The organism is Janibacter sp. LM (assembly GCF_039631275.1).
Classification (GTDB): Bacteria; Actinomycetota; Actinomycetes; order Actinomycetales; family Dermatophilaceae; genus Janibacter; species Janibacter terrae.
Window position 1 is genome coordinate 71,095 of sequence record NZ_JBDIVG010000004.1, and the last position, 18,160, is coordinate 89,254.

An 18,160-nucleotide genomic window follows, 5' to 3' on the forward strand; every position below is an offset into this window, starting at 1 on the left:
GTGGGCGACGCAGCACCTCGCGGACCGGTCGTGCGACCGCGACGACTGCGGGGGAGCGTCCCCCTTCGTCGTCTCGTGGCGCAGACCCGCCTGCACCCGGCGGACCTCGTCCTGCCGGTCTTCGTGCGCGAGGGGATCCACGAGCCGGTCGAGATCTCCTCGATGCCCGGCGTCGTGCAGCACACGCTCGAGTCGCTCGTCGACGAGGCGCAGGCGTGCGTGGACGCGGGCATCGGCGGGATCATGCTCTTCGGCGTGCCGGTGGCCAAGGACGCCCGGGGCTCCGGCGCCGACGACCCGCAGGGCATCCTCAACCTGGCCACGAGGGCCGTCGTCGACGCGGTCGGGGACCGCCTCGTCGTCATGACCGACCTGTGCCTCGACGAGTTCACCGACCACGGCCACTGCGGGGTGCTCACGAGCACCCTCGACGGCCGCAGCGTCGTCGACAACGACGCGACCCTCGAGCGCTACGCCGCGATGGCGATCGCGCAGGCCGAGGCCGGCTCCCACGTGCTGGGGCTCTCCGGGATGATGGACGGCCAGGTCGCGCACGTGCGCGCCGCCCTGGACGCGGCCGGCCACACCGACACGCTCGTGCTGGCCTACGCCGCGAAGTACACCTCCGCCCTCTACGGGCCCTTCCGCGAGGCCGTCCAGTCCTCGCTGAGCGGTGACCGGGCGACGTACCAGCAGGACCCGGCCAACGCGACCGAGGCGCTGCGCGAGATCGACCTCGACCTCGCCGAGGGCGCCGACATCGTCATGGTCAAGCCGGCGCAGCCGCACCTCGACATCGTCGCGGCGGCCGCCGAGGTCTCGACCGTGCCCGTCGCGGCCTACCAGATCTCCGGCGAGTTCGCGCAGATCGTCGCTGCCGCCGAGCGCGGCTGGATCGACCGCGACGCGGCCGTCACGGAGTCGCTGCTGCACATCAAGCGGGCCGGCGCGCAGATCATCCTCACGTACTTCGCGCTCGAGGTGGCGGGGCGGCTGTGAGCGGGACGCGCTGGCTGGACGAGGACGAGCAGCAGCACTGGCGCGCGTACCTGCGCGGCGTGCGGCTGCTCGAGCGTGCCCTCGTCGACGACCTCGCGCCGCACAACATCCAGCTCACCGAGTACGAGCTGCTCTCGATGCTCTCGGAGTCGCCCGGGCAACGCATGCGCATGTCACGCCTGGCCGACGACATCATCCAGTCGCGCTCCCGCGTCACGCACACCGCCTCGCGCCTGGAGAAGCGCGGGTGGGTGGAGCGCTGCCGCTCCTCCGACGACGGCCGGGGGGTCGAGATCCTCATGACCGACGCCGGCCGGGACGCCCTGGGCGCGCTCGCCAGCGTGCACGTGGAGTCCGTGCGCCGGCACCTCGTCGACGCGCTCACGCCCGAGCAGTTCGCGGCGCTCGGTGAGGCGATGGCGGTCGTGCGCGACCGGCTCGCGCCGGGGCACCACGAGATCGGCCTCGACGACTGAACGCACCGGCGCCCGTGATGGCAGGTGGCCCCGCCCCGTGTGCCCTCGAGGACCGCGACCTTGGGAGGATGAGGGCATGACGCTCTCGACGACCCGCTCGCAGGCCCTCTTCGACCGCGCGCGCGAGGTGATCCCCGGTGGGGTCAACTCGCCGGTGCGCGCCTTCGGCGGCGTCGGCGGCGTCCCGCGGTTCATCGAGAGCGCGCAGGGCGCGACGCTCGTCGACGTCGACGGCAACCGCTATGTCGACCTCATCTGCTCGTGGGGGCCGATGATCCTCGGCCACGCGCACCCGGACGTCCTCGCGGCGGTCACCACGGCCGCAGGCAAGGGCTTCTCCTTCGGCACCCCGAGCGAGAACGAGGTGGCCCTGGCCGCCGAGATCGTCGACCGCGTCGAGCCGCTCGAGCAGGTTCGCCTGGTCTCGTCCGGGACCGAGGCGACGATGTCCGCCCTTCGCCTGGCGCGGGGCGCGACCGGGCGCTCGGTCATCGTGAAGTTCGCCGGCTGCTACCACGGGCATGTCGACGCACTGCTCGCGCAGGCGGGCTCGGGCGTCGCGACCTTCGCCCTGCCGGACTCGGCCGGCGTGCCCGCCTCCGCGGCGGGGGAGACGGTGGTCCTGCCGTACAACGACCTGGCGGCCGTCGAGGAGCTCTTCGCTCTGCGTGGCGAGGAGATCGCGGCGGTCATCACCGAGGCGGCCCCGGGCAACATGGGCGTCGTCCCGCCCGCGCCCGGGTTCACCGAGGGGCTGCGCCGGGTCACCGCCCGGCACGGGGCACTGCTCATCAGCGACGAGGTCATGACGGGCTTCCGTGCGAGCCGCTCGGGCTGGTACGGCCTCGAGACGGGGCCGCAGGGCGCGCACCCCGGCGGGTACGCGGGCGGGGCCCCGGACCTCTTCACCTTCGGCAAGGTCATGGGCGGCGGCTTCCCGGCCGCGGCCTTCGGCGGCCGCGCCGACCTCATGGCGCACCTCGCACCGGAGGGGCCGGTCTACCAGGCGGGCACGCTGTCGGGGAACCCTGTCGCGACCGCCGCCGGCCTGGCGACGCTGCGCGCCTGCACCGAGGACCTCTACCCGCGCCTGGAGACCACGGCCCGCACGATCGCCGACGCCGCGTCCGCGGCGCTGTCCGCCGAGGGCGTCGCGCACCGGGTGCAGTGGGCGGGCTCGATGTTCTCGATCTTCTTCCGCGAAGGGGAGGTCACCTCCTTCGCCGACGCGCAGGCCCAGGACACCGCGGCCTACGGCCGCTTCTTCCACGCCATGCTCGAGGCCGGCGTGCACCTCCCGCCGAGCGCCTTCGAGGTCTGGTTCGTGTCCGACGCCCTCGACGCCTCCGCCCTGGAGACGATCACGGCGGCGCTGCCGCTCGCTGCCCGGGCGGCGGCCTCCGCCTGACCGTTCGTCTGCATTGCCCTAGGGCAATGCAGAGGTCAGGTAGAGCGCGTACTCGAGGCGGCGGCCCTGGCGCTCGACCTCGAGGACGACCTCCTCGGTGGGGGCAAGGCGCTCGAGGCTCGTGAGGAGCTCCGGCTCGCGCTGGGCGGCCCAGATCGCGAGGGTCCCGCCGGGCGACACCTGCGCCAGGGCTGCGGCGAGGGCCTCGGGCCGGTACAGCCGCTCGTTGCCCTCGTGAAGGAGGAAGCTCGGTCCGTTGTCGACGTCCAGGAGGACCAGGTCCCACGCGCCGACCGGGGTGGCCTCGCCGCGCAGGACCCCGGCGACGTCCCCGGCGTGGACGCCCACACGGGGGTGACGAGCCACGAGCCCGAGGGTGGGGGCGAGGCCGAGGCGGGCCCACTGCACGAGGTCGGCCTCGATCTCGACGACGTCGACGTGCCGCACCCGCTTGTCCTTCAGGACCTGCCAGGTGGTGAACCCGAGACCGAGGCCGGCGACCAGCACGCGCTCGGGTGCCGCCGTGCGGGACAGCGACTCCTCGGGGAGCCTGGTCTCGGTGGAGGTGTCGAGGCTGTCCATCGCGAAGGTCCCCGCGATGATCAGCTCGTGCACGCCGCCCCCGTCGGGATCTGCTCGCTCGCGCAGCGCGATCTCCCCCCGGGGCGTGGTCGCCGAGACGATCGTCTCCGCGGCGGGTGAGTCGTCCATGAGGGCCTCCTCGGCGCGGTGTCCCGCGAGGTTATTGCGACGGACGTGTTGCCTATTACGGCACGGTAACCGGACCAAGGTCACATGGCGAAGGGCGGAACCGGTGGCGTGTGCCCGCTCACAAGGCGGTACCTTGACCCCGTGGCTACTACGACCCTCCCCGCGAAGAAGAAGGGGGTGGCGTCGTCCTCGATCGGGCTCAAATTGCTCATGGCAGGCACTGGCGTCATCTTCATCCTGTATGTGCTCCTGCACATGTACGGCAACCTGTTGGCCCTGGCCGGTCAGGAAGCCTTCGACGAGTACGCACACCACCTGAGGACCTTCGGGGAGCCGATGCTCCCGTACGAGGGCCTGCTGTGGATCGTGCGCATCGTCCTGGTCCTCGCGCTCGTCGGGCACGTCTACGCCGCGCTGAAGCTCATGGGGCGCAACAACGCCGCCCGCCCGGTCAGGTACCAGGTGAAGAAGAACGTCCACTCGACGCTCGCCTCGCGCACCATGCGCTGGGGTGGCCTCGCCCTCCTGGCCTTCGTGGTCTTCCACCTGATCCAGTTCACGATCGTCAAGCCGAACCTCTACGGTGCGGCCGACGCGGCGGCCATCAAGGAGTCGCCGTACGTGATGATCAGCGCGGCGTTCGCGACGTGGTGGGTCCTGCTCATCTACGTCATCGCCATGGTCGCGCTCGGCATGCACCTCTACCACGGCGTCTACAGCGCCTCGCAGACGATGGGTCTGAACAACACCGCCACGGCGCGTGCGCGCGCCCGGGTGATCGGCACCGTCATCGCTGCGGTGATCGTGGTCGGGTTCCTCGTCCCGCCCGTCTACATCTTCATCGACAGTCTCTGAGCAGGAGCCTCCTCACCATGACCGACACTCTCAGCGAGTACTTCTCCGAGGGCGCGCCCGTCGCGGACACCAAGGCGCCCGACGTCGACATCAACGCGATGTGGACGCAGCACCAGTTCGACTCCGCACTGGTCAACCCGTCCAACCGTCGCAAGCTCGACGTGATCATCGTCGGTACCGGCCTCGCCGGTGCCTCGGCCGCCGCCACGATGGGCGAGGCCGGCTACAACGTCAAGAGCTTCTTCTACCAGGACAGCGCCCGCCGCGCGCACTCCATCGCCGCGCAGGGTGGCATCAACGCCGCGAAGAACTACAACGACGACGGCGACTCCGTCTACCGCCTCTTCTACGACACGGTCAAGGGCGGCGACTACCGCAGCCGCGAGACCAACGTGTACCGACTGGCCCAGGTCAGCGCCAACATCATCGACCAGTGCGTCGCCCAGGGCGTCCCCTTCGCCCGCGAGTACGGCGGTCTCCTCGACAACCGCTCCTTCGGTGGCGTCCAGGTCGCCCGGACCTTCTACGCCGCCGGCCAGACCGGTCAGCAGCTGCTCATCGGCGCCTACCAGGCCATGGAGCGCCAGGTCGCCAAGGGCACGGTCACCGAGTACAGCCGCCACGAGATGCTCGAGGTCGTCATCGTCGACGGTGTCGCCCGCGGCATCATCGCCCGCGACATGGTCACCGGCGAGATCGAGACCCACCTGGCCGACGTCGTCGTGCTCGCCACCGGCGGCTACGGCAACGTCTTCTTCCTCTCCACCAACGCGATGGGCTGCAATGTCACGGCCGCGTGGCGGGCGCACCGCAAGGGCGCCTACTTCGCCAACCCGTGCTACACGCAGATCCACCCGACGTGCATCCCGGTCTCCGGCGACCACCAGTCGAAGCTGACCCTGATGTCGGAGTCGCTGCGCAACGACGGCCGCATCTGGGTGCCCAAGCGCGCCGAGGACTGCGACAAGGACCCGCGGCAGATCCCCGAGGAGGACCGCGACTACTACCTGGAGCGGATCTACCCCGCCTTCGGCAACCTCGTGCCCCGTGACATCGCCTCGCGCCAGGCCAAGAACATGTGCGACGAGGGACGCGGCGTCGGCCCGCTCGTCGACGAGGTCGACGCGGAGGGCAACCCGCGCCAGATGCGCCGGGGCGTCTACCTGGACTTCGCCGCCGCCATCGAGCGGCTGGGCCAGGCGGCCGTCGAGGAGAAGTACGGCAACCTCTTCGACATGTACGCCCGCATCACCGGCGAGAACCCCTACGAGGTGCCGATGCGGATCTACCCCGCCGTGCACTACACGATGGGTGGCCTGTGGGTCGACTACGACCTGCAGACGTCGGTCGAGGGCCTCTTCTCGATCGGTGAGTCCAACTTCTCCGACCACGGGGCCAACCGCCTGGGCGCCTCCTCGCTCATGCAGTGCCTCGCCGACGGCTACTTCGTCCTGCCCAACACCGTCCGGGACTACCTGGCCAAGGGCCCGTTCGACAAGATCGCCGAGGACCACCCGGCCGTCGTCGAGGCGAAGACCGCGGTCACCGACCGGATCGAGAAGTTCCTCTCGATCAACGGTGAGCGCAGCGTCGACTCCTTCCACCGCGAGCTCGGCAACATCATGTGGGAGTACTGCGGCATGGAGCGCACGGACGAGGGCCTGCGCAAGGCCATCGGCCTGATCCGCGCGCTCAAGGACGAGTTCTGGACCAACGTCCGGGTGCTCGGCAGCGCGGACTCGCTCAACCAGAGCCTCGAGAAGGCCGGCCGGGTGGCCGACTTCCTGGAGCTCGGTGAGCTCATGTGCATCGACGCGCTGCACCGCCGAGAGTCCTGCGGCGGTCACTTCCGTGCCGAGTCCGTGACCGAGGACGGCGAGGCCCTGCGCCACGACGACGAGTTCGCGTACGTCGCGGCCTGGGAGTTCGGCGAGGACGCACCCGTCCTGCACAAGGAAGACCTGAACTACAAGTTCATCGAGCTGAAGCAGCGGAGCTACAAGTGAGCATGGAACTGACCCTCAAGATCTGGCGCCAGGCCGGACCCACGGCGAAGGGCGAACTCGTCACCTACCAGGTCGCGGACATCTCCCCGGACATGTCCTTCCTGGAGATGCTCGACGTCCTCAACGAGCAGCTGATCGGCGAGGGCACCGAGCCGATCGCCTTCGACAGCGACTGCCGCGAGGGCATCTGCGGCATGTGCGGCCTGATGATCTCCGGTGAGGCCCACGGCCCCGAGCGGACGACCACCTGCCAGCTGCACATGCGCTCCTTCCGCAGCGGCGAGACCATCACGATCGAGCCGTGGCGGGCGAACGCCTTCCCGGTGATCCGTGACCTCGTCGTCGACCGCAGCGCCTTCGACCGGATCATCCAGTCCGGCGGCTACGTCTCCGTCAACACCGGTGCCGCCCCCGAGGCGCACTCGGTGCCGGTGCCGAAGGAGAAGGCCGACCGCGCCTTCGACTCCGCCAAGTGCATCGGCTGCGGCGCCTGCGTCGCGGCCTGCCCCAACGCCTCGGGCATGCTCTTCCTCGGCGCCAAGGTCACCCACCTGGGTGAGCTGCCGCAGGGTCAGCCCGAGCGTGGTGGCCGCGTCGTCAAGATGCTCGAGACGCACGACCTCGAGGGCTTCGGCGGGTGCACCAACATCGGCGAGTGCGCCGCTGCCTGCCCCAAGGAGATCCCGCTCGACGTCATCAGCACGCTCAACGCGGACCTGCGCACCGCAGCCCGCGGCGGCTTCTGAGCCGAACGGCCTGACGACCAGGGGGACCGTCATGACCACGCACCACCGCGCACGGCGCCGCGCCAGCATCCTGCTGGCCGGCGCCGTCGCGCTGTCCACGGCCGGCTGCTCGTTGGTCCAGGGGGAGCCGAGCGAGACCTCCTCGACCGCACACGTGCCGCTCACGACGACCTCGACCACGGAGCCGACGTCGAGCCCGTCGACGACCGCGGACCGGGACAAGCCGTCGCCGCCGCAGCCGGCTCCGGTGCTGACCGCCGTGCGCGACCGGATGGCCACCCACGCGAACGTCACGATCGACGGCACCCTGCGCGACGTCGAGCGCGACCTCGACATCACGATCCACGCCGAGGGCTCCACCGGGGGTGTGCGCTCGCGTGTCGAGGGGGGCGGGGGCATCTCGCGAACGACGCTCACGCTGGCCGACGGCGGGACCTTCGACTCCTACGCCATCGGGTGGGACCACTACCTCAAGGTCGACCAGAAATGGCTCGACGCCACCCGGGTCAGGCTCAAGAGCCCGCTGCGCAAGAACGTCGGCCGGTGGGTCAAGGTCCCCGGCAAGAAGGGCTCGCCCGTCGACGGGGTGCGCCCCTACACCTTCCTGCGGACCTTCTACGGCGACTCCCTGACCCAGTTCGACCAGCTCAAGAGCGATGTCACCGTCGAGGAGCTCGGTGGCGAGTGGACCTACCGGATCCCGCTCGCCCGGGCCGGCGACGACGGCGGGCGGGGTGTGCAGCGCACGGTGTGGGTCTCGAGCGACCCGCAGGCACCGGAGATGCTCAAGATGACCCTCGGCAGGTACCCGGACCGCACGACGCTCACCTTCTCCCGGTGGGGGCAGAGCCGCGAGGACTTCACCGCCCCTGCGGGGGCGAGGACCCTGAAGGACGCCGACCCGGCGGACCTGGGCGGCGTCGACTACAGCTGACCCAGCCAGTCGATCCTCGTGACGAGCAGGGCGTAGCCGACGAAGGCGACGACGTCGATCACCCAGTGCGCGATGAAGAGCGGCATCGTCCGGCGCACCCTGAGGTAGACGACGCCGAGGAGCAGGCCCATCGCGATGTTGCCGACGAAGCCGCCGAAGCCCTGGTAGAGGTGGTAGCTGCCGCGCACGAGCGCGCTCGCGACGACGACCACGACCGGGCTCCAGCCGGCCTCGCGCCAGCGGGTGAAGAGGTAGCCGACCATGACGACCTCCTCGAGCAGGGCGTTCTGCCCCGCGGCGAGGACCAGCACCGGCACGGTCCACCACGCCGAGGAGAGGTCGGAGGCGGCGATGGTCGTGTTGAGGCCGAGGGAGCGGGCAGCGAGGTAGAGGCCGAGCCCGGGGATGCCGATGACGGCGGCCAGGCCCAGGCCCATCGCGACGTCCCGTCCGGGCGCCCGACCGTCGAGACCGATGCGGCGGGTCGGCCGCTCGTGCTGCCGGGCGAGCAGGTGCAACGCCAGCCCCACGGGCACGAGGGCGAGCGCGATGCCCACGAGCTGGTGGGCGAGGTCGAGCCAGGGTTGGTCGGGCGTGACCGACTGGTTCATCGCCGTCACCTGGCCGGACAGTCCGCCCTGGGCACCGAGCTTGCGCACCAGCGCGAGGGCGGACCACAGCGCGGAGGCCCCGAGCGAGACGCCGAGGAGCAGGAAGGACTCGGTCAGGGCCGTCCGGCGGGGCAGGTGCTCGGGGGCTGCGGCCATGGCACCAGCCTAGGTGTGCCAGCAGACCGCGTGCCCTACCAGGCAGGCCGCTCACGGCGCCGGCGCAGCCGTCGCCACAGCAGCAGCACCTGCACCAGCAGGGCCGCGAGCAGCACGAGCACGAGGACCACGAGGAGTGGCAGGAAGACCGCGATCAGCGAGATGCCGATCGACGCCCCGTCCTCGACGGTCGAGACCACCGGCGCCGCGAACCCGGCGGTGCCCGCGTTGACCACCGGACGTGACGCGGCCTTGCCCGCGTGCACGAGTCCCGAGACCACGACGCCGAGCAGGACTCCGACCCACGCGTGCTCCTGCATCCACGTGGACTCGTCGAGGGTGCTCGCCCCGGCCGTCGCGGCGCCCATGAGGCCGCCCATGCTCGGCCGGATGAAGGTCTGGACCGCGTCGTTGATGCTGTCCACCGCGGGCACCTTGTCGAGGGTCATCTCGGTGAGGAGCAGGACCGCGCCGATCCCGATGGCCCACCACGACTCCATCCACTCGAACCCCGTCGGCAGGACGAAGACGTCGCTGAAGCGGGCGAGCAGCGCGACGACGAGGAAGGGGATGTACGCGTTGAGGCCCGCAGCGGCGCTCAGGCCCATCCCGGTGAGTGCGGCGATCACGGGGGCGCCCCCCTTCGTCGGTGCGGGCGGAGCCCACGTGGTCGCAGCAGGTTAGCGCTGACGGGGCGGCGTGGCCGGGAACCTAGGATGAGCCGCATGAAGGTTCTCTCCGCTGTCGCCTGGCCGTACGCCAACGGCCCCCGCCACCTCGGTCACGTCGCCGGGATCGGGGTCCCCTCGGACGTCTTCAGCCGGTACATGCGGATGGCCGGCCACGACGTGCTCGTCGTGAGCGGCTCGGACGAGCACGGGACGCCGATCCTCGTGCAGGCCGACAAGGAGGGCATCTCGGCGCGCGAGTTCGCCGACCGCAACCACCGCATCATCGCCCAAGAGCTCGCCGACCTCGGCTGCTCGTACGACCTGTACACGCGCACGACCTCGCGCAACCACTACCGGGTCGTCCAGGACCTCTTCGAGCAGTGCCTGGCCAACGGCTACTTCGTCGAGCAGACCCAGCAGGTCGCGCTCGACCCGCGCACCGGCCGGACGCTGCCCGACCGCTACATCGAGGGCACCTGCCCGATCTGCGGCTACCAGGACGCCCGCGGCGACCAGTGTGACAACTGCGGCAACCAGCTCGAGCCGACGGACCTGCTGGACCCGCGCAGCAAGATCGACGGCGCCACCCCGCAGTTCGGCGAGACCGAGCACTTCTTCCTCGACCTGCCCGCCCTGGCCGACGCGCTGCGCGAGTACCTCGAGGGGCGCGAGGCGACCGGTACCTGGCGGCCCAATGTCATCAACTTCAGCCTGAACATCCTCGACGACATCCGGCCGCGGGCGATGACCCGTGACATCGACTGGGGCATCCCGCTCCCGGGCGAGCTCGGCGCCAAGTACCCGACCAAGCGCTTCTACGTGTGGTTCGACGCGGTCATCGGGTACCTGTCCGCGTCGATCGAGTGGGCCCGCCGCTCCGGCGACCCCGACCGCTGGCGCGAGTGGTGGAACGACGAGCGGGCCCGCTCGTACTACTTCATGGGCAAGGACAACATCACCTTCCACAGCCAGATCTGGCCGGCGGAGCTGCTCGCGTACTCCGGCAAGGGGGCGAAGGGGGGAGAGCCCGGCCCGTACGGCGAGCTCAACCTCCCGACCGAGGTCGTGGCGAGCGAGTTCCTCACGATGGAGTCCAAGCAGTTCTCCTCCAGCCGCGGTCACGTCATCGGCCTGCGCCACGTCCTGCAGACCTACGGACCGGACCCGTTGCGCTACTACATCTGCGCGGCCGGCCCGGAGAACCAGGACTCGGACTTCACCTGGCCCGACTTCGTCCAGCGCAACAACTCCGAGCTCGTCGCCGGCTGGGGCAACCTGGTCAACCGCACCGCCTCGATGGTCGCGAAGAGCTTCGGCGAGATCCCGCAGCCGGGCACGCTCGAGCCGGTCGACGACGCGGTCCTCGCCCGGGTGCGCGGTGCCTTCGACGAGGTGGGCGACCTGCTCTCGCGCAACCGCCAGAAGGCCGCGCTCGCGGAGGCCATGCGCGTCGTGGGCGACGTCAACAAGTACGTGACCGACACCGAGCCCTTCCGGCTCAAGGGCGAGGACGAGCGCGAGCGCCTGGCGACGGTCCTGCACACGCTCACCCAGTGCGTCAGCGACTGCAACGTGCTGCTCGCCCCCTTCGTCCCGCACGCGGCCAACCGGGTCCACGTGGTCCTCGGGGGCCAGGGCCAGCTCGTCCCGATGCCCCGGGTCGAGGACGTCGAGGACCTCGACGGCGGTCCCGGGTACCCCGTGATCACCGGCGACTACTCGACCTTCCCCGCGTGGGCGAGCGCGCCCGTCACCGTGGGCACGCCGATCGCCAAGCCCACCCCGGTCTTCGTCAAGCTCGACCCCGAGGAGGTCGTCGCCACCGAGCGCGCGGCCATGGCGGACGACTGATGGGGGACCGGGACAAGGTCGCGCCGCGGCCGGACCCCTTGCCGGTCGCGGTCGTCGACAACCACACGCACCTCGACATCCGTCGCCGGGACGTCCCCGACGCCATCGCGCCCGAAGGGGGTGACGAGCGCAGCACCGAGGACGTCGCCGGCGCGCTCGCCGCCGCCGCGTCGGTCGGGGTCGACCGGGTCGTCCAGGTCGGTTGTGACCTCGAGAGTGCGTGGTTCACCGTCGATCAGGTCGAGCGCCACCCGAGCATGCTCGGCGCAATTGCCTTGCACCCCAACGAGATCCCCGCGCTCGCCGAGGCCGGCGACCTGCAAGCGGCCTGGGACGAGATCGAGCGGCTCGCCGCGCACCCGCGGGTGCGGGCGATCGGCGAGAGCGGCCTCGACTACTTCCGCACCGGGCCGGAGGGGCACGCGGCGCAGCAGGAGTCCTTCCGCTGGCACATCGACCTGGCCAAGCGCACCGGCAAGGCCCTGCAGATCCACGACCGTGACAGCCACGACGACGTGCTGCGGGTCCTCGCGGAGGAGGGGGCGCCGGAGACGACGGTGCTGCACTGCTTCAGCGGTGACCTCGCGATGGCCCGCGAGTGCGTCGAGCGCGGCTACTACCTCTCCTTCGCCGGGACCGTGACCTTCAAGAGCGCGGCCGCCCTGCGCGAGGCGCTCGTCCACACCCCGATCGAGCAGGTGCTCGCCGAGACCGACGCGCCCTACCTCACGCCGACGCCCGAGCGCGGTCGCGCCAACGCCCCGTACCTGCTGCCGCACACGGTGCGGGTCATGGCCCGAGCCCTCGGGGTCGACGTGCCGTCGATGTGCGCGGCGATCTCGGACAACAGCGAGCGCGTGTACGGCCCCTGGGCGTGATCCCGCCGGCCCCGTGACGGAGGTCATGGTCACGGACCGCGGCCGCACCTGCAGCCCCGGATCCTCGGGAGTTGTCGCGAGCTGCGTCCCCGTCAGCGGGCGATGCCCTCCACAGGCTCCGTTACCAAAACTTGACCTGTGGGGGGCGCGTCGTGCAGGGTGGTCCGCTGTTGGCCGGAGCCGGTTTCCCCTGATCTGCCGCTGACACCGGGTCCGGCACCTCGTGGGCCCGTGTGTCCGTGGCCACCGGTGCCCGGGAAGCACAATCATCGGAGCACTGTGAGTTCACCCGCGATCCGCCGCATCACCCAGGCCGGCGTCGTCGGCGCCCTCGCCCTCGGAGTCTCGGGCGTCGTCGTCATGGACAAGTCCGTCGCCCTCTCCGTCGACGGCGACACGTCCACCGTCCACGCCTTCGGCGGCACCGTCGGTGACGTCCTGGACAAGCAGGGCATCGAGGTCGGTCCCCACGACGTCGTCACCCCCTCGGCCGAGAGCCCGGTCGACGACGGCCAGACCATCGTCGTGCGCTACGGCCGCAAGCTGACCCTGACGGTGGACGGCAAGGAGCGGGAGTACTGGACCACGGCGACGACCGTCGGCGACGCGCTCAAGCAGCTCGACATCCGGGGCGGCGAGGACGCCGTCCTGTCCGCCTCCCGCAGCCAGTCGATCGGCCGCAACGGCCTCGACCTCGACGTCAGCACTCCCAAGGACATCACGCTCCTCGTGGGCGGCAAGCGCTCCACCGAGACCGTGACCGCCACGACCGTCAAGGCCGCGCTCGCGCAGGCCGAGGTCCGCTACGACTCCAACGACCTCGTGAAGCCGGGTGCCTCGACCACCGTCAAGGACGGCATGACGATCCGCCTCGACCGCGTCAACCGCAAGACGACGACGCGCACCCAGGCCATCCCCTTCGACACGATCATCAAGAAGGACGCCTCCCTCTACGAGGGCACGACCGAGGTCGAGCAGGAGGGCCGCGCCGGCTCCCGCAGCACGACCTACACGATCACCTACAAGAACGGTGACGTCGTCTACACCCGCAAGGGCACGAGCACGGTGACCCAGCAGCCGGTCAAGAAGGTCGTCGTCGAGGGCACCAAGGTCAAGCCGGCCCCCAAGCCGGCCCCCGAGCCGGCCCCCGAGCCCGAGCCCGCGCCGGAGCCGGCCCCCGAGCCCACCGCGCCGAAGACCACCCCGAAGACCACGGCCCCCAAGCCGCCGTCCTCGACCAACACCTCCACGAGCAGCTCCGGTCTCAACACGTCCAACGCGGCGATGTGGGACCGCATCGCGCAGTGCGAGTCGACCGGCAACTGGTCGATCAACACGGGCAACGGCTACTACGGCGGGCTGCAGTTCGACCTGCAGACCTGGCTGGGCGCCGGCGGGGGCGACTTCGCCGCCCGCCCGGACCTCGCCAGCCGCGAGCAGCAGATCACCGTGGCCAACCGCGTCTACGCCGACCGCGGCCTCCAGCCGTGGGGCTGCGCGCACGCCGCCTGACCCTCCGGGACGGTCGCTGGCGCGACCTCCTCACGGGCCCCCGTGACCTCCGGGTCGCGGGGGCCCGAGCGTGTCCCGGTCCCGTCCGGGACGACATAGAGTCCCCTCATGACGTCCGACCCAGCCGGTGCCCGCAGCGACGGGAGCGGCGTCGGCCTGCTCGGCGCCACCAAGGTGCGCGAGCTCGCCGACCGCCTCGGGGTGCGCCCGACGAAGCAGTGGGGCCAGAACTTCGTCGTCGACGCCAACACGGTGCGGCGCATCGTGCGTGCCGGTGGCGTGACGGCGCAGGACCACGTCGTGGAGATCGGCCCCGGCCTCGGGTCGCTGACCCTCGCCCTGCTCGAGTCCGCCGGGCGCGTCACTGCGGTGGAGGTCGACCCGGTGCTCGCGCAGGCCCTGCCGGGCACCGTCGCCGAGCTCGCACCCGCCGCGGCCGACCGCCTCGAGGTCGTCCACGGTGACGCGATGACGGTCACCGACCTGCCGGGCCCGCCCCCCACCGCACTCGTCGCCAACCTGCCCTACAACGTCTCCGTGCCGGTCGTGCTGCGCTTCCTCGAGCTCTTCCCGAGCATCGAGCGGGTGCTCGTCATGGTCCAGCTCGAGGTCGCCGAGCGCCTCGCCGCCGAGCCGGGCAGCAAGGTCTACGGCGTGCCGAGCGTCAAGGCCGCGTGGTGGACGCAGGTCAGCCTCGCCGGCCGCGTCTCCCGGAGCATCTTCTGGCCGGTCCCGAACGTCGACTCCGGCCTCGTGCGGCTCCAGCGGCGCGAGCCACCGGAGACGAGCGCGACCCGGGAGCAGGTCTTCCGGGTCGTCGACGCCGCCTTCGCCCAGCGTCGCAAGACCCTGCGGGCGGCCCTGCGGGGCATCGCCGGGTCGGGCGAGGTCGCGCAGGAGGCTCTCTCCGCGGCAGGGGTGGACCCGAGGACCCGGGGCGAGCAGCTCGACGTCGTCGCCTTCGCGCGGATCACCGAGGAACTCATGGCTAGGGTGACCACATGACCTCAGTGCTCGAGACGCCCGCCGCCGTCACGGTGCGCGCGCCGGCCAAGGTCAACCTCGAGCTCTTCGTCGGACCGCTGCGCGAGGACGGGTACCACGCGCTCTCGACCGTCTACCAGGCGGTGGGCGTCCACGACGAGGTCACCGCTGCGTACGCGGACGAGTGGGGCTGCTCGGTCCGCGGCCGCGACGCGGACAAGGTGCCGACCGACGAGTCCAACCTCGCGCTGCGCGCGGCCCGTGCCCTCGCCGAGCACACCGGCACCCAGGACCCCGTGCACCTGTCGATCCACAAGGAGATCCCCGTCGCAGGCGGCATGGCCGGCGGCTCGGCCGACGCCGCGGCCGCGCTCGTCGCGTGCGACGCGCTCTGGGGCACGGACCTGCCCAGGGAGGAGCTCGAGGAGGTCGCCGCCGGCATCGGGAGCGACGTCCCCTTCCTCCTCCACGGCGGCACCGCCGTCGGCTCCGGCCGCGGCGAGGTCGTCACGGCCGTCCTGGCGAAGGGGGTCTACCACTGGGTCTTCGTGCCCTCCGCCGCGAGCGGCCTGTCGACCCCGCTCGTCTACTCCGCCTTCGACCAGCGCACCGCGGGCACCGAGATCCACGACCCGCAGCCGCGCAGCGAGCTGATGAGCGCGCTGCGCGCGGGTGACCCGCTCGCGCTCGCACCGGTCCTCGACAACGACCTGCAGCCCGACGCGGTGGCGCTGCAGCCGGCGATCGGCGAGGTCATCGAGGCCGCCATGGGCTTCGGCGCGCTGGCCGCGATCGTCTCGGGCTCGGGGCCGACCGTCGCGATCCTCGCCGAGTCCGCCGAGGGCGCGATCGACCTCGCCGTGGCGCTCACCGCCTCCGGCGTCGCCGGCGACGTCCTGCGCGCCACCGGCCCGGTCCAGGGTGCCCACATCCTGCCGACGGTGCGCACGCGCTGATGGCCACACCGCTCCTGGGCGCGGAGGCGCTCCACCTCGAGTACCCCACGCGCGTCGTCTTCGACTCGGTGAGCATCGGCATCGAGGAGGGCGACCGCATCGGCCTCGTCGGCCGCAACGGTGACGGCAAGTCCAGCCTGCTGGGCCTGCTCGCCGGCACGATCGAGCCGCAGTCGGGACGCGTGACGCGGCGCGGCGGTGTGCGGTTCGGCGTCCTGGGCCAGACCGACGACCTCGACCCCGCGTCGAGCGTGGGGCACTGCATCGTCGGCGACCGACCCGAGCACGAGTGGGCCGGCGACCCCGCCGTCCGCGACGTCATCGCCGGGCTGGTCTCGGACGTGCCGTGGGAGGCCCGCGTCGGCGAGCTCTCCGGTGGGCAGCGACGCCGGGTCGCGCTCGCCGCCCTCCTCGTGGGCGAGTGGGACCTCATCGCGCTCGACGAGCCGACCAACCACCTCGACGTCGAGGGCATCGCCTGGCTCGCGGACCACCTCACCCGCCGCTGGGCGAAGGGGGCCGGTGGCCTCCTCGTCATCACCCACGACCGGTGGTTCCTCGACGAGGTGTGCACCGAGACGTGGGAGGTGCACGACGGGATCGTCGAGCCCTTCGAGGGCGGTTACGCCGCCTACGTCCTCCAGCGCGTCGAGCGCGACCGGATCAACGCCGCGACCGAGCAGAAGCGGCAGAACCTCATGCGCAAGGAGCTCGCCTGGCTGCGCCGCGGCGCCCCGGCCCGCACCTCCAAGCCGAAGTTCCGCATCGACGCCGCCAACGAGCTCATCGCGGACGTGCCCCCGGTGCGCAACCCGATCGAGCTGCAGCGCATGGCCGTCGCCCGCCTCGGCAAGGACGTCATCGACCTCGAGGACGCCGGCGTCGCCTTCGGTGACCGCACGATCCTGCGCGACATCACCTGGCGCATCGCGCCAGGTGAGCGCACCGGGATCCTCGGCGCGAACGGCGTCGGCAAGTCCACGCTGCTCGCGCTCGTGTCCGGTGACCTCGCGCCGACCTCGGGTCGGGTCAAGCGCGGCAAGACCGTCCGGCTCGGGTTCCTCGACCAGCAGTTCTCCCAGCTCGCCGAGATCGGCGGGGACCGCGTCCGCGAGGTGCTCGCCCGGACGAAGACGACCTTCACCGTCGACGGCAAGGACCACACGCCCGCGCAGCTGCTCGAGCGGCTGGGCTTCGCCCGGGAGCACCTGTCGGCGCGCGTGGACGACCTCTCGGGCGGTCAGAAGAGGCGCCTGCAGCTGCTCCTGCTCCTGCTCAGCGAGCCCAACGTCATCGCCCTCGACGAGCCGACCAACGACGTCGACTCCGACATGCTCGCGGCGATGGAGGACCTGCTCGACTCCTGGCCGGGCACGCTCATCGTCATCTCCCACGACCGGTACCTCCTCGAGCGGATCACCGACCAGCAGTACGCGATCCTCGACGGGCGCCTGCGGCATGTCCCGGGCGGCGTCGACGAGTACCTACGACTGCGCCAGGCCCAGCGGTCCACGGGCGGTCCCGCGGCGATGTCCGGTGTGCCGACGGCCACGACGAAGGGGGGAGGGGCGCCCCCTTCGTCCTCCTCGGATGAGTCGGCGGTCGACCCGGCCGCCCAGCGCGAGGCGCGCAAGGCCATGGCACGGGTCGAGAAGCAGCTGGCCAAGGTCGCGGCACGCGAGGACAGGCTGCACCACGAGATGGCCGACGCGGTGCACGACCACGCGCGGCTCGGAGAGCTCAACGCGCAGCTCGGGGAGCTCGCGGAGGAGAAGGAGCTGCTGGAGCTCGAGTGGCTCGAGGCCGCCGAGCTCTTCGGCTGAGCTACGCCTCGAAGGGTGTGAGCAGGCGCCGCAGCGCGTTGGCCAGGGCCCGGCGCTCGTCCTCGGGCATGTCGTCGAGCAGCTCGGCCTCGCGGGTGAGCAGGTCGGCCATCGCGGCGTCCACCGCTCGCTGGCCCGCCTCGGTCAGGCGGACGATGACGCCGCGGCGGTCGGTCGGTGAGGGGAGGCGCTCGACCCATCCCTTGACCGTCAGGCGGTCGATGCGGTTGGTCATCGTCCCCGAGGTCACGAGGGTCTCCTGCACGAGCCGCCCGGGGGAGAGCTGGTAGGGCTCGCCGGCGCGGCGCAGCGCAGAGAGGACGTCGAACTCCCAGCCCTCGAGCTCGTGCCGGGCGAAGGCCTGCATGCGGTCGAGGTCGAGCAGGCGGGCCAGCCGGGAGACGCGGGAGAAGACGTGGAGGGGGTCGACGTGGAGGTCGGGGCGCTCGCGACGCCAGGCCTCGACGATGGCGTCGACGTCGTCGGCGGGGTCGTGTCGGCTGCTCATCCGTCGAGAATAGCCGTCATCGTGAATCTCGACGTCAAGAGAGTGTGGTGACCTGCCAGTAGGCTCTGGGCACCG

General features: G+C 71.5%; 17 protein-coding genes. 13 read left to right on the forward strand and 4 right to left on the reverse strand.

Going from position 1 to position 18,160, the window contains the following annotated elements; all coding sequences use genetic code 11:
* The 3 genes from hemB (at position 1) to hemL (ending at position 2,883) form a co-directional block, all read left to right on the forward strand.
* On the forward strand, positions 1-999 hold the full coding sequence (hemB, locus tag ABC138_RS02860; RefSeq protein ID WP_068321498.1) for a porphobilinogen synthase: 999 nt from the start codon (positions 1-3) through the stop codon (positions 997-999).
* Complete coding sequence (locus ABC138_RS02865; protein ID WP_068423673.1) at positions 996-1,475, forward strand: MarR family transcriptional regulator; 480 nt, start codon at positions 996-998, stop codon at positions 1,473-1,475. Before hemB ends, ABC138_RS02865 begins: the two co-directional genes overlap by 4 nt.
* 76 nt (positions 1,476-1,551) lie before the next feature.
* Positions 1,552-2,883: a glutamate-1-semialdehyde 2,1-aminomutase gene (hemL, locus tag ABC138_RS02870; protein WP_068423675.1), complete on the forward strand. Its 1,332-nt coding sequence runs from the start codon at positions 1,552-1,554 to the stop codon at positions 2,881-2,883.
* An 18-nt stretch (positions 2,884-2,901) separates the two neighbouring features.
* On the opposite strand, the gene ABC138_RS02875 is transcribed toward hemL, so the two are convergent.
* On the reverse strand, positions 2,902-3,594 hold the full coding sequence (locus ABC138_RS02875; RefSeq protein ID WP_345912700.1) for a hypothetical protein: 693 nt from the start codon (positions 3,592-3,594) through the stop codon (positions 2,902-2,904).
* 141 nt (positions 3,595-3,735) lie between these two features.
* Here ABC138_RS02875 and ABC138_RS02880 point away from each other — a divergent pair, with 141 nt between their 5' ends.
* From ABC138_RS02880 to ABC138_RS02895, 4 genes are read left to right on the forward strand one after another with little or no spacing between them, the layout of a single operon-like run.
* A complete protein-coding gene (locus tag ABC138_RS02880) occupies positions 3,736-4,449 on the forward strand; it encodes a succinate dehydrogenase cytochrome b subunit (protein ID WP_345912701.1) in 714 nt (237 codons plus the stop codon).
* A 17-nt stretch (positions 4,450-4,466) separates the two neighbouring features.
* Positions 4,467-6,455: a fumarate reductase/succinate dehydrogenase flavoprotein subunit gene (locus tag ABC138_RS02885; protein WP_068423680.1), complete on the forward strand. Its 1,989-nt coding sequence runs from the start codon at positions 4,467-4,469 to the stop codon at positions 6,453-6,455.
* A gap of 2 nt (positions 6,456-6,457) precedes the next feature.
* Positions 6,458-7,201, forward strand: a complete 744-nt coding sequence (locus ABC138_RS02890) for a succinate dehydrogenase/fumarate reductase iron-sulfur subunit (RefSeq protein WP_068423683.1) — start codon at positions 6,458-6,460, stop codon at positions 7,199-7,201.
* 31 nt (positions 7,202-7,232) lie between these two features.
* Entirely contained in the window at positions 7,233-8,135 is a 903-nt protein-coding gene (locus ABC138_RS02895; RefSeq protein WP_068423686.1) for a hypothetical protein, read from the forward strand.
* On the opposite strand, the gene ABC138_RS02900 is transcribed toward ABC138_RS02895, so the two are convergent.
* Complete coding sequence (locus ABC138_RS02900; RefSeq protein ID WP_338537632.1) at positions 8,126-8,902, reverse strand: CPBP family intramembrane glutamic endopeptidase; 777 nt, start codon at positions 8,900-8,902, stop codon at positions 8,126-8,128. The genes ABC138_RS02895 and ABC138_RS02900 overlap by 10 nt on opposite strands.
* 35 nt (positions 8,903-8,937) lie before the next feature.
* Positions 8,938-9,531, reverse strand: coding sequence for a DUF4126 domain-containing protein (locus tag ABC138_RS02905; RefSeq protein WP_345912702.1), 594 nt, complete (start codon positions 9,529-9,531; stop codon positions 8,938-8,940).
* 96 nt (positions 9,532-9,627) lie between these two features.
* Here ABC138_RS02905 and metG point away from each other — a divergent pair, with 96 nt between their 5' ends.
* The 6 genes from metG (at position 9,628) to ABC138_RS02935 (ending at position 17,577) form a co-directional block, all read left to right on the forward strand.
* A complete protein-coding gene (metG, locus tag ABC138_RS02910; RefSeq protein WP_345912703.1) occupies positions 9,628-11,424 on the forward strand; it encodes a methionine--tRNA ligase in 1,797 nt (598 codons plus the stop codon).
* Positions 11,424-12,302 (forward strand): TatD family hydrolase, encoded by an 879-nt coding sequence (locus ABC138_RS02915; protein ID WP_345912704.1) that lies wholly within the window; start codon positions 11,424-11,426, stop codon positions 12,300-12,302. Before metG ends, ABC138_RS02915 begins: the two co-directional genes overlap by 1 nt.
* 279 nt (positions 12,303-12,581) lie before the next feature.
* Positions 12,582-13,814: a ubiquitin-like domain-containing protein gene (locus ABC138_RS02920; protein WP_345912705.1), complete on the forward strand. Its 1,233-nt coding sequence runs from the start codon at positions 12,582-12,584 to the stop codon at positions 13,812-13,814.
* 108 nt (positions 13,815-13,922) lie between these two features.
* Positions 13,923-14,819 carry a 16S rRNA (adenine(1518)-N(6)/adenine(1519)-N(6))-dimethyltransferase RsmA gene (gene rsmA / locus ABC138_RS02925; RefSeq protein WP_345912706.1) on the forward strand — a complete coding sequence of 299 codons (897 nt, stop codon included), beginning with the start codon at positions 13,923-13,925 and terminating at the stop codon, positions 14,817-14,819.
* A complete protein-coding gene (locus tag ABC138_RS02930; protein WP_345912707.1) occupies positions 14,816-15,754 on the forward strand; it encodes a 4-(cytidine 5'-diphospho)-2-C-methyl-D-erythritol kinase in 939 nt (312 codons plus the stop codon). Before rsmA ends, ABC138_RS02930 begins: the two co-directional genes overlap by 4 nt.
* Positions 15,754-17,577 carry an ABC-F family ATP-binding cassette domain-containing protein gene (locus ABC138_RS02935; protein WP_345912708.1) on the forward strand — a complete coding sequence of 608 codons (1,824 nt, stop codon included), beginning with the start codon at positions 15,754-15,756 and terminating at the stop codon, positions 17,575-17,577. The genes ABC138_RS02930 and ABC138_RS02935 overlap by 1 nt, the downstream gene beginning before the upstream one ends.
* A 1-nt stretch (position 17,578) precedes the next feature.
* Here the strand turns inward: ABC138_RS02935 and ABC138_RS02940 are convergent, their stop codons facing one another.
* A complete protein-coding gene (locus ABC138_RS02940; protein WP_068321542.1) occupies positions 17,579-18,085 on the reverse strand; it encodes a MarR family transcriptional regulator in 507 nt (168 codons plus the stop codon).
* Positions 18,086-18,160: the final 75 nt, after the last annotated feature.

Bases quoted from the DNA above. Each gene is read 5' to 3' on its own strand.
- hemL (WP_068423675.1), top strand. From the start codon at position 1,552: ATGACGCTCTCGACGACCCGCTCGCAGGCCCTCTTCGACCGCGCGCGC.
- ABC138_RS02875 (WP_345912700.1), bottom strand. From the start codon at position 3,594: ATGGACGACTCACCCGCCGCGGAGACGATCGTCTCGGCGACCACGCCC.
- ABC138_RS02885 (WP_068423680.1), top strand. From the start codon at position 4,467: ATGACCGACACTCTCAGCGAGTACTTCTCCGAGGGCGCGCCCGTCGCG.
- ABC138_RS02890 (WP_068423683.1), top strand. From the start codon at position 6,458: ATGGAACTGACCCTCAAGATCTGGCGCCAGGCCGGACCCACGGCGAAG.
- ABC138_RS02895 (WP_068423686.1), top strand. From the start codon at position 7,233: ATGACCACGCACCACCGCGCACGGCGCCGCGCCAGCATCCTGCTGGCC.
- ABC138_RS02900 (WP_338537632.1), bottom strand. From the start codon at position 8,902: ATGGCCGCAGCCCCCGAGCACCTGCCCCGCCGGACGGCCCTGACCGAG.
- metG (WP_345912703.1), top strand. From the start codon at position 9,628: ATGAAGGTTCTCTCCGCTGTCGCCTGGCCGTACGCCAACGGCCCCCGC.
- ABC138_RS02915 (WP_345912704.1), top strand. From the start codon at position 11,424: ATGGGGGACCGGGACAAGGTCGCGCCGCGGCCGGACCCCTTGCCGGTC.
- rsmA (WP_345912706.1), top strand. From the start codon at position 13,923: ATGACGTCCGACCCAGCCGGTGCCCGCAGCGACGGGAGCGGCGTCGGC.
- ABC138_RS02930 (WP_345912707.1), top strand. From the start codon at position 14,816: ATGACCTCAGTGCTCGAGACGCCCGCCGCCGTCACGGTGCGCGCGCCG.
- ABC138_RS02935 (WP_345912708.1), top strand. From the start codon at position 15,754: ATGGCCACACCGCTCCTGGGCGCGGAGGCGCTCCACCTCGAGTACCCC.
- ABC138_RS02940 (WP_068321542.1), bottom strand. From the start codon at position 18,085: ATGAGCAGCCGACACGACCCCGCCGACGACGTCGACGCCATCGTCGAG.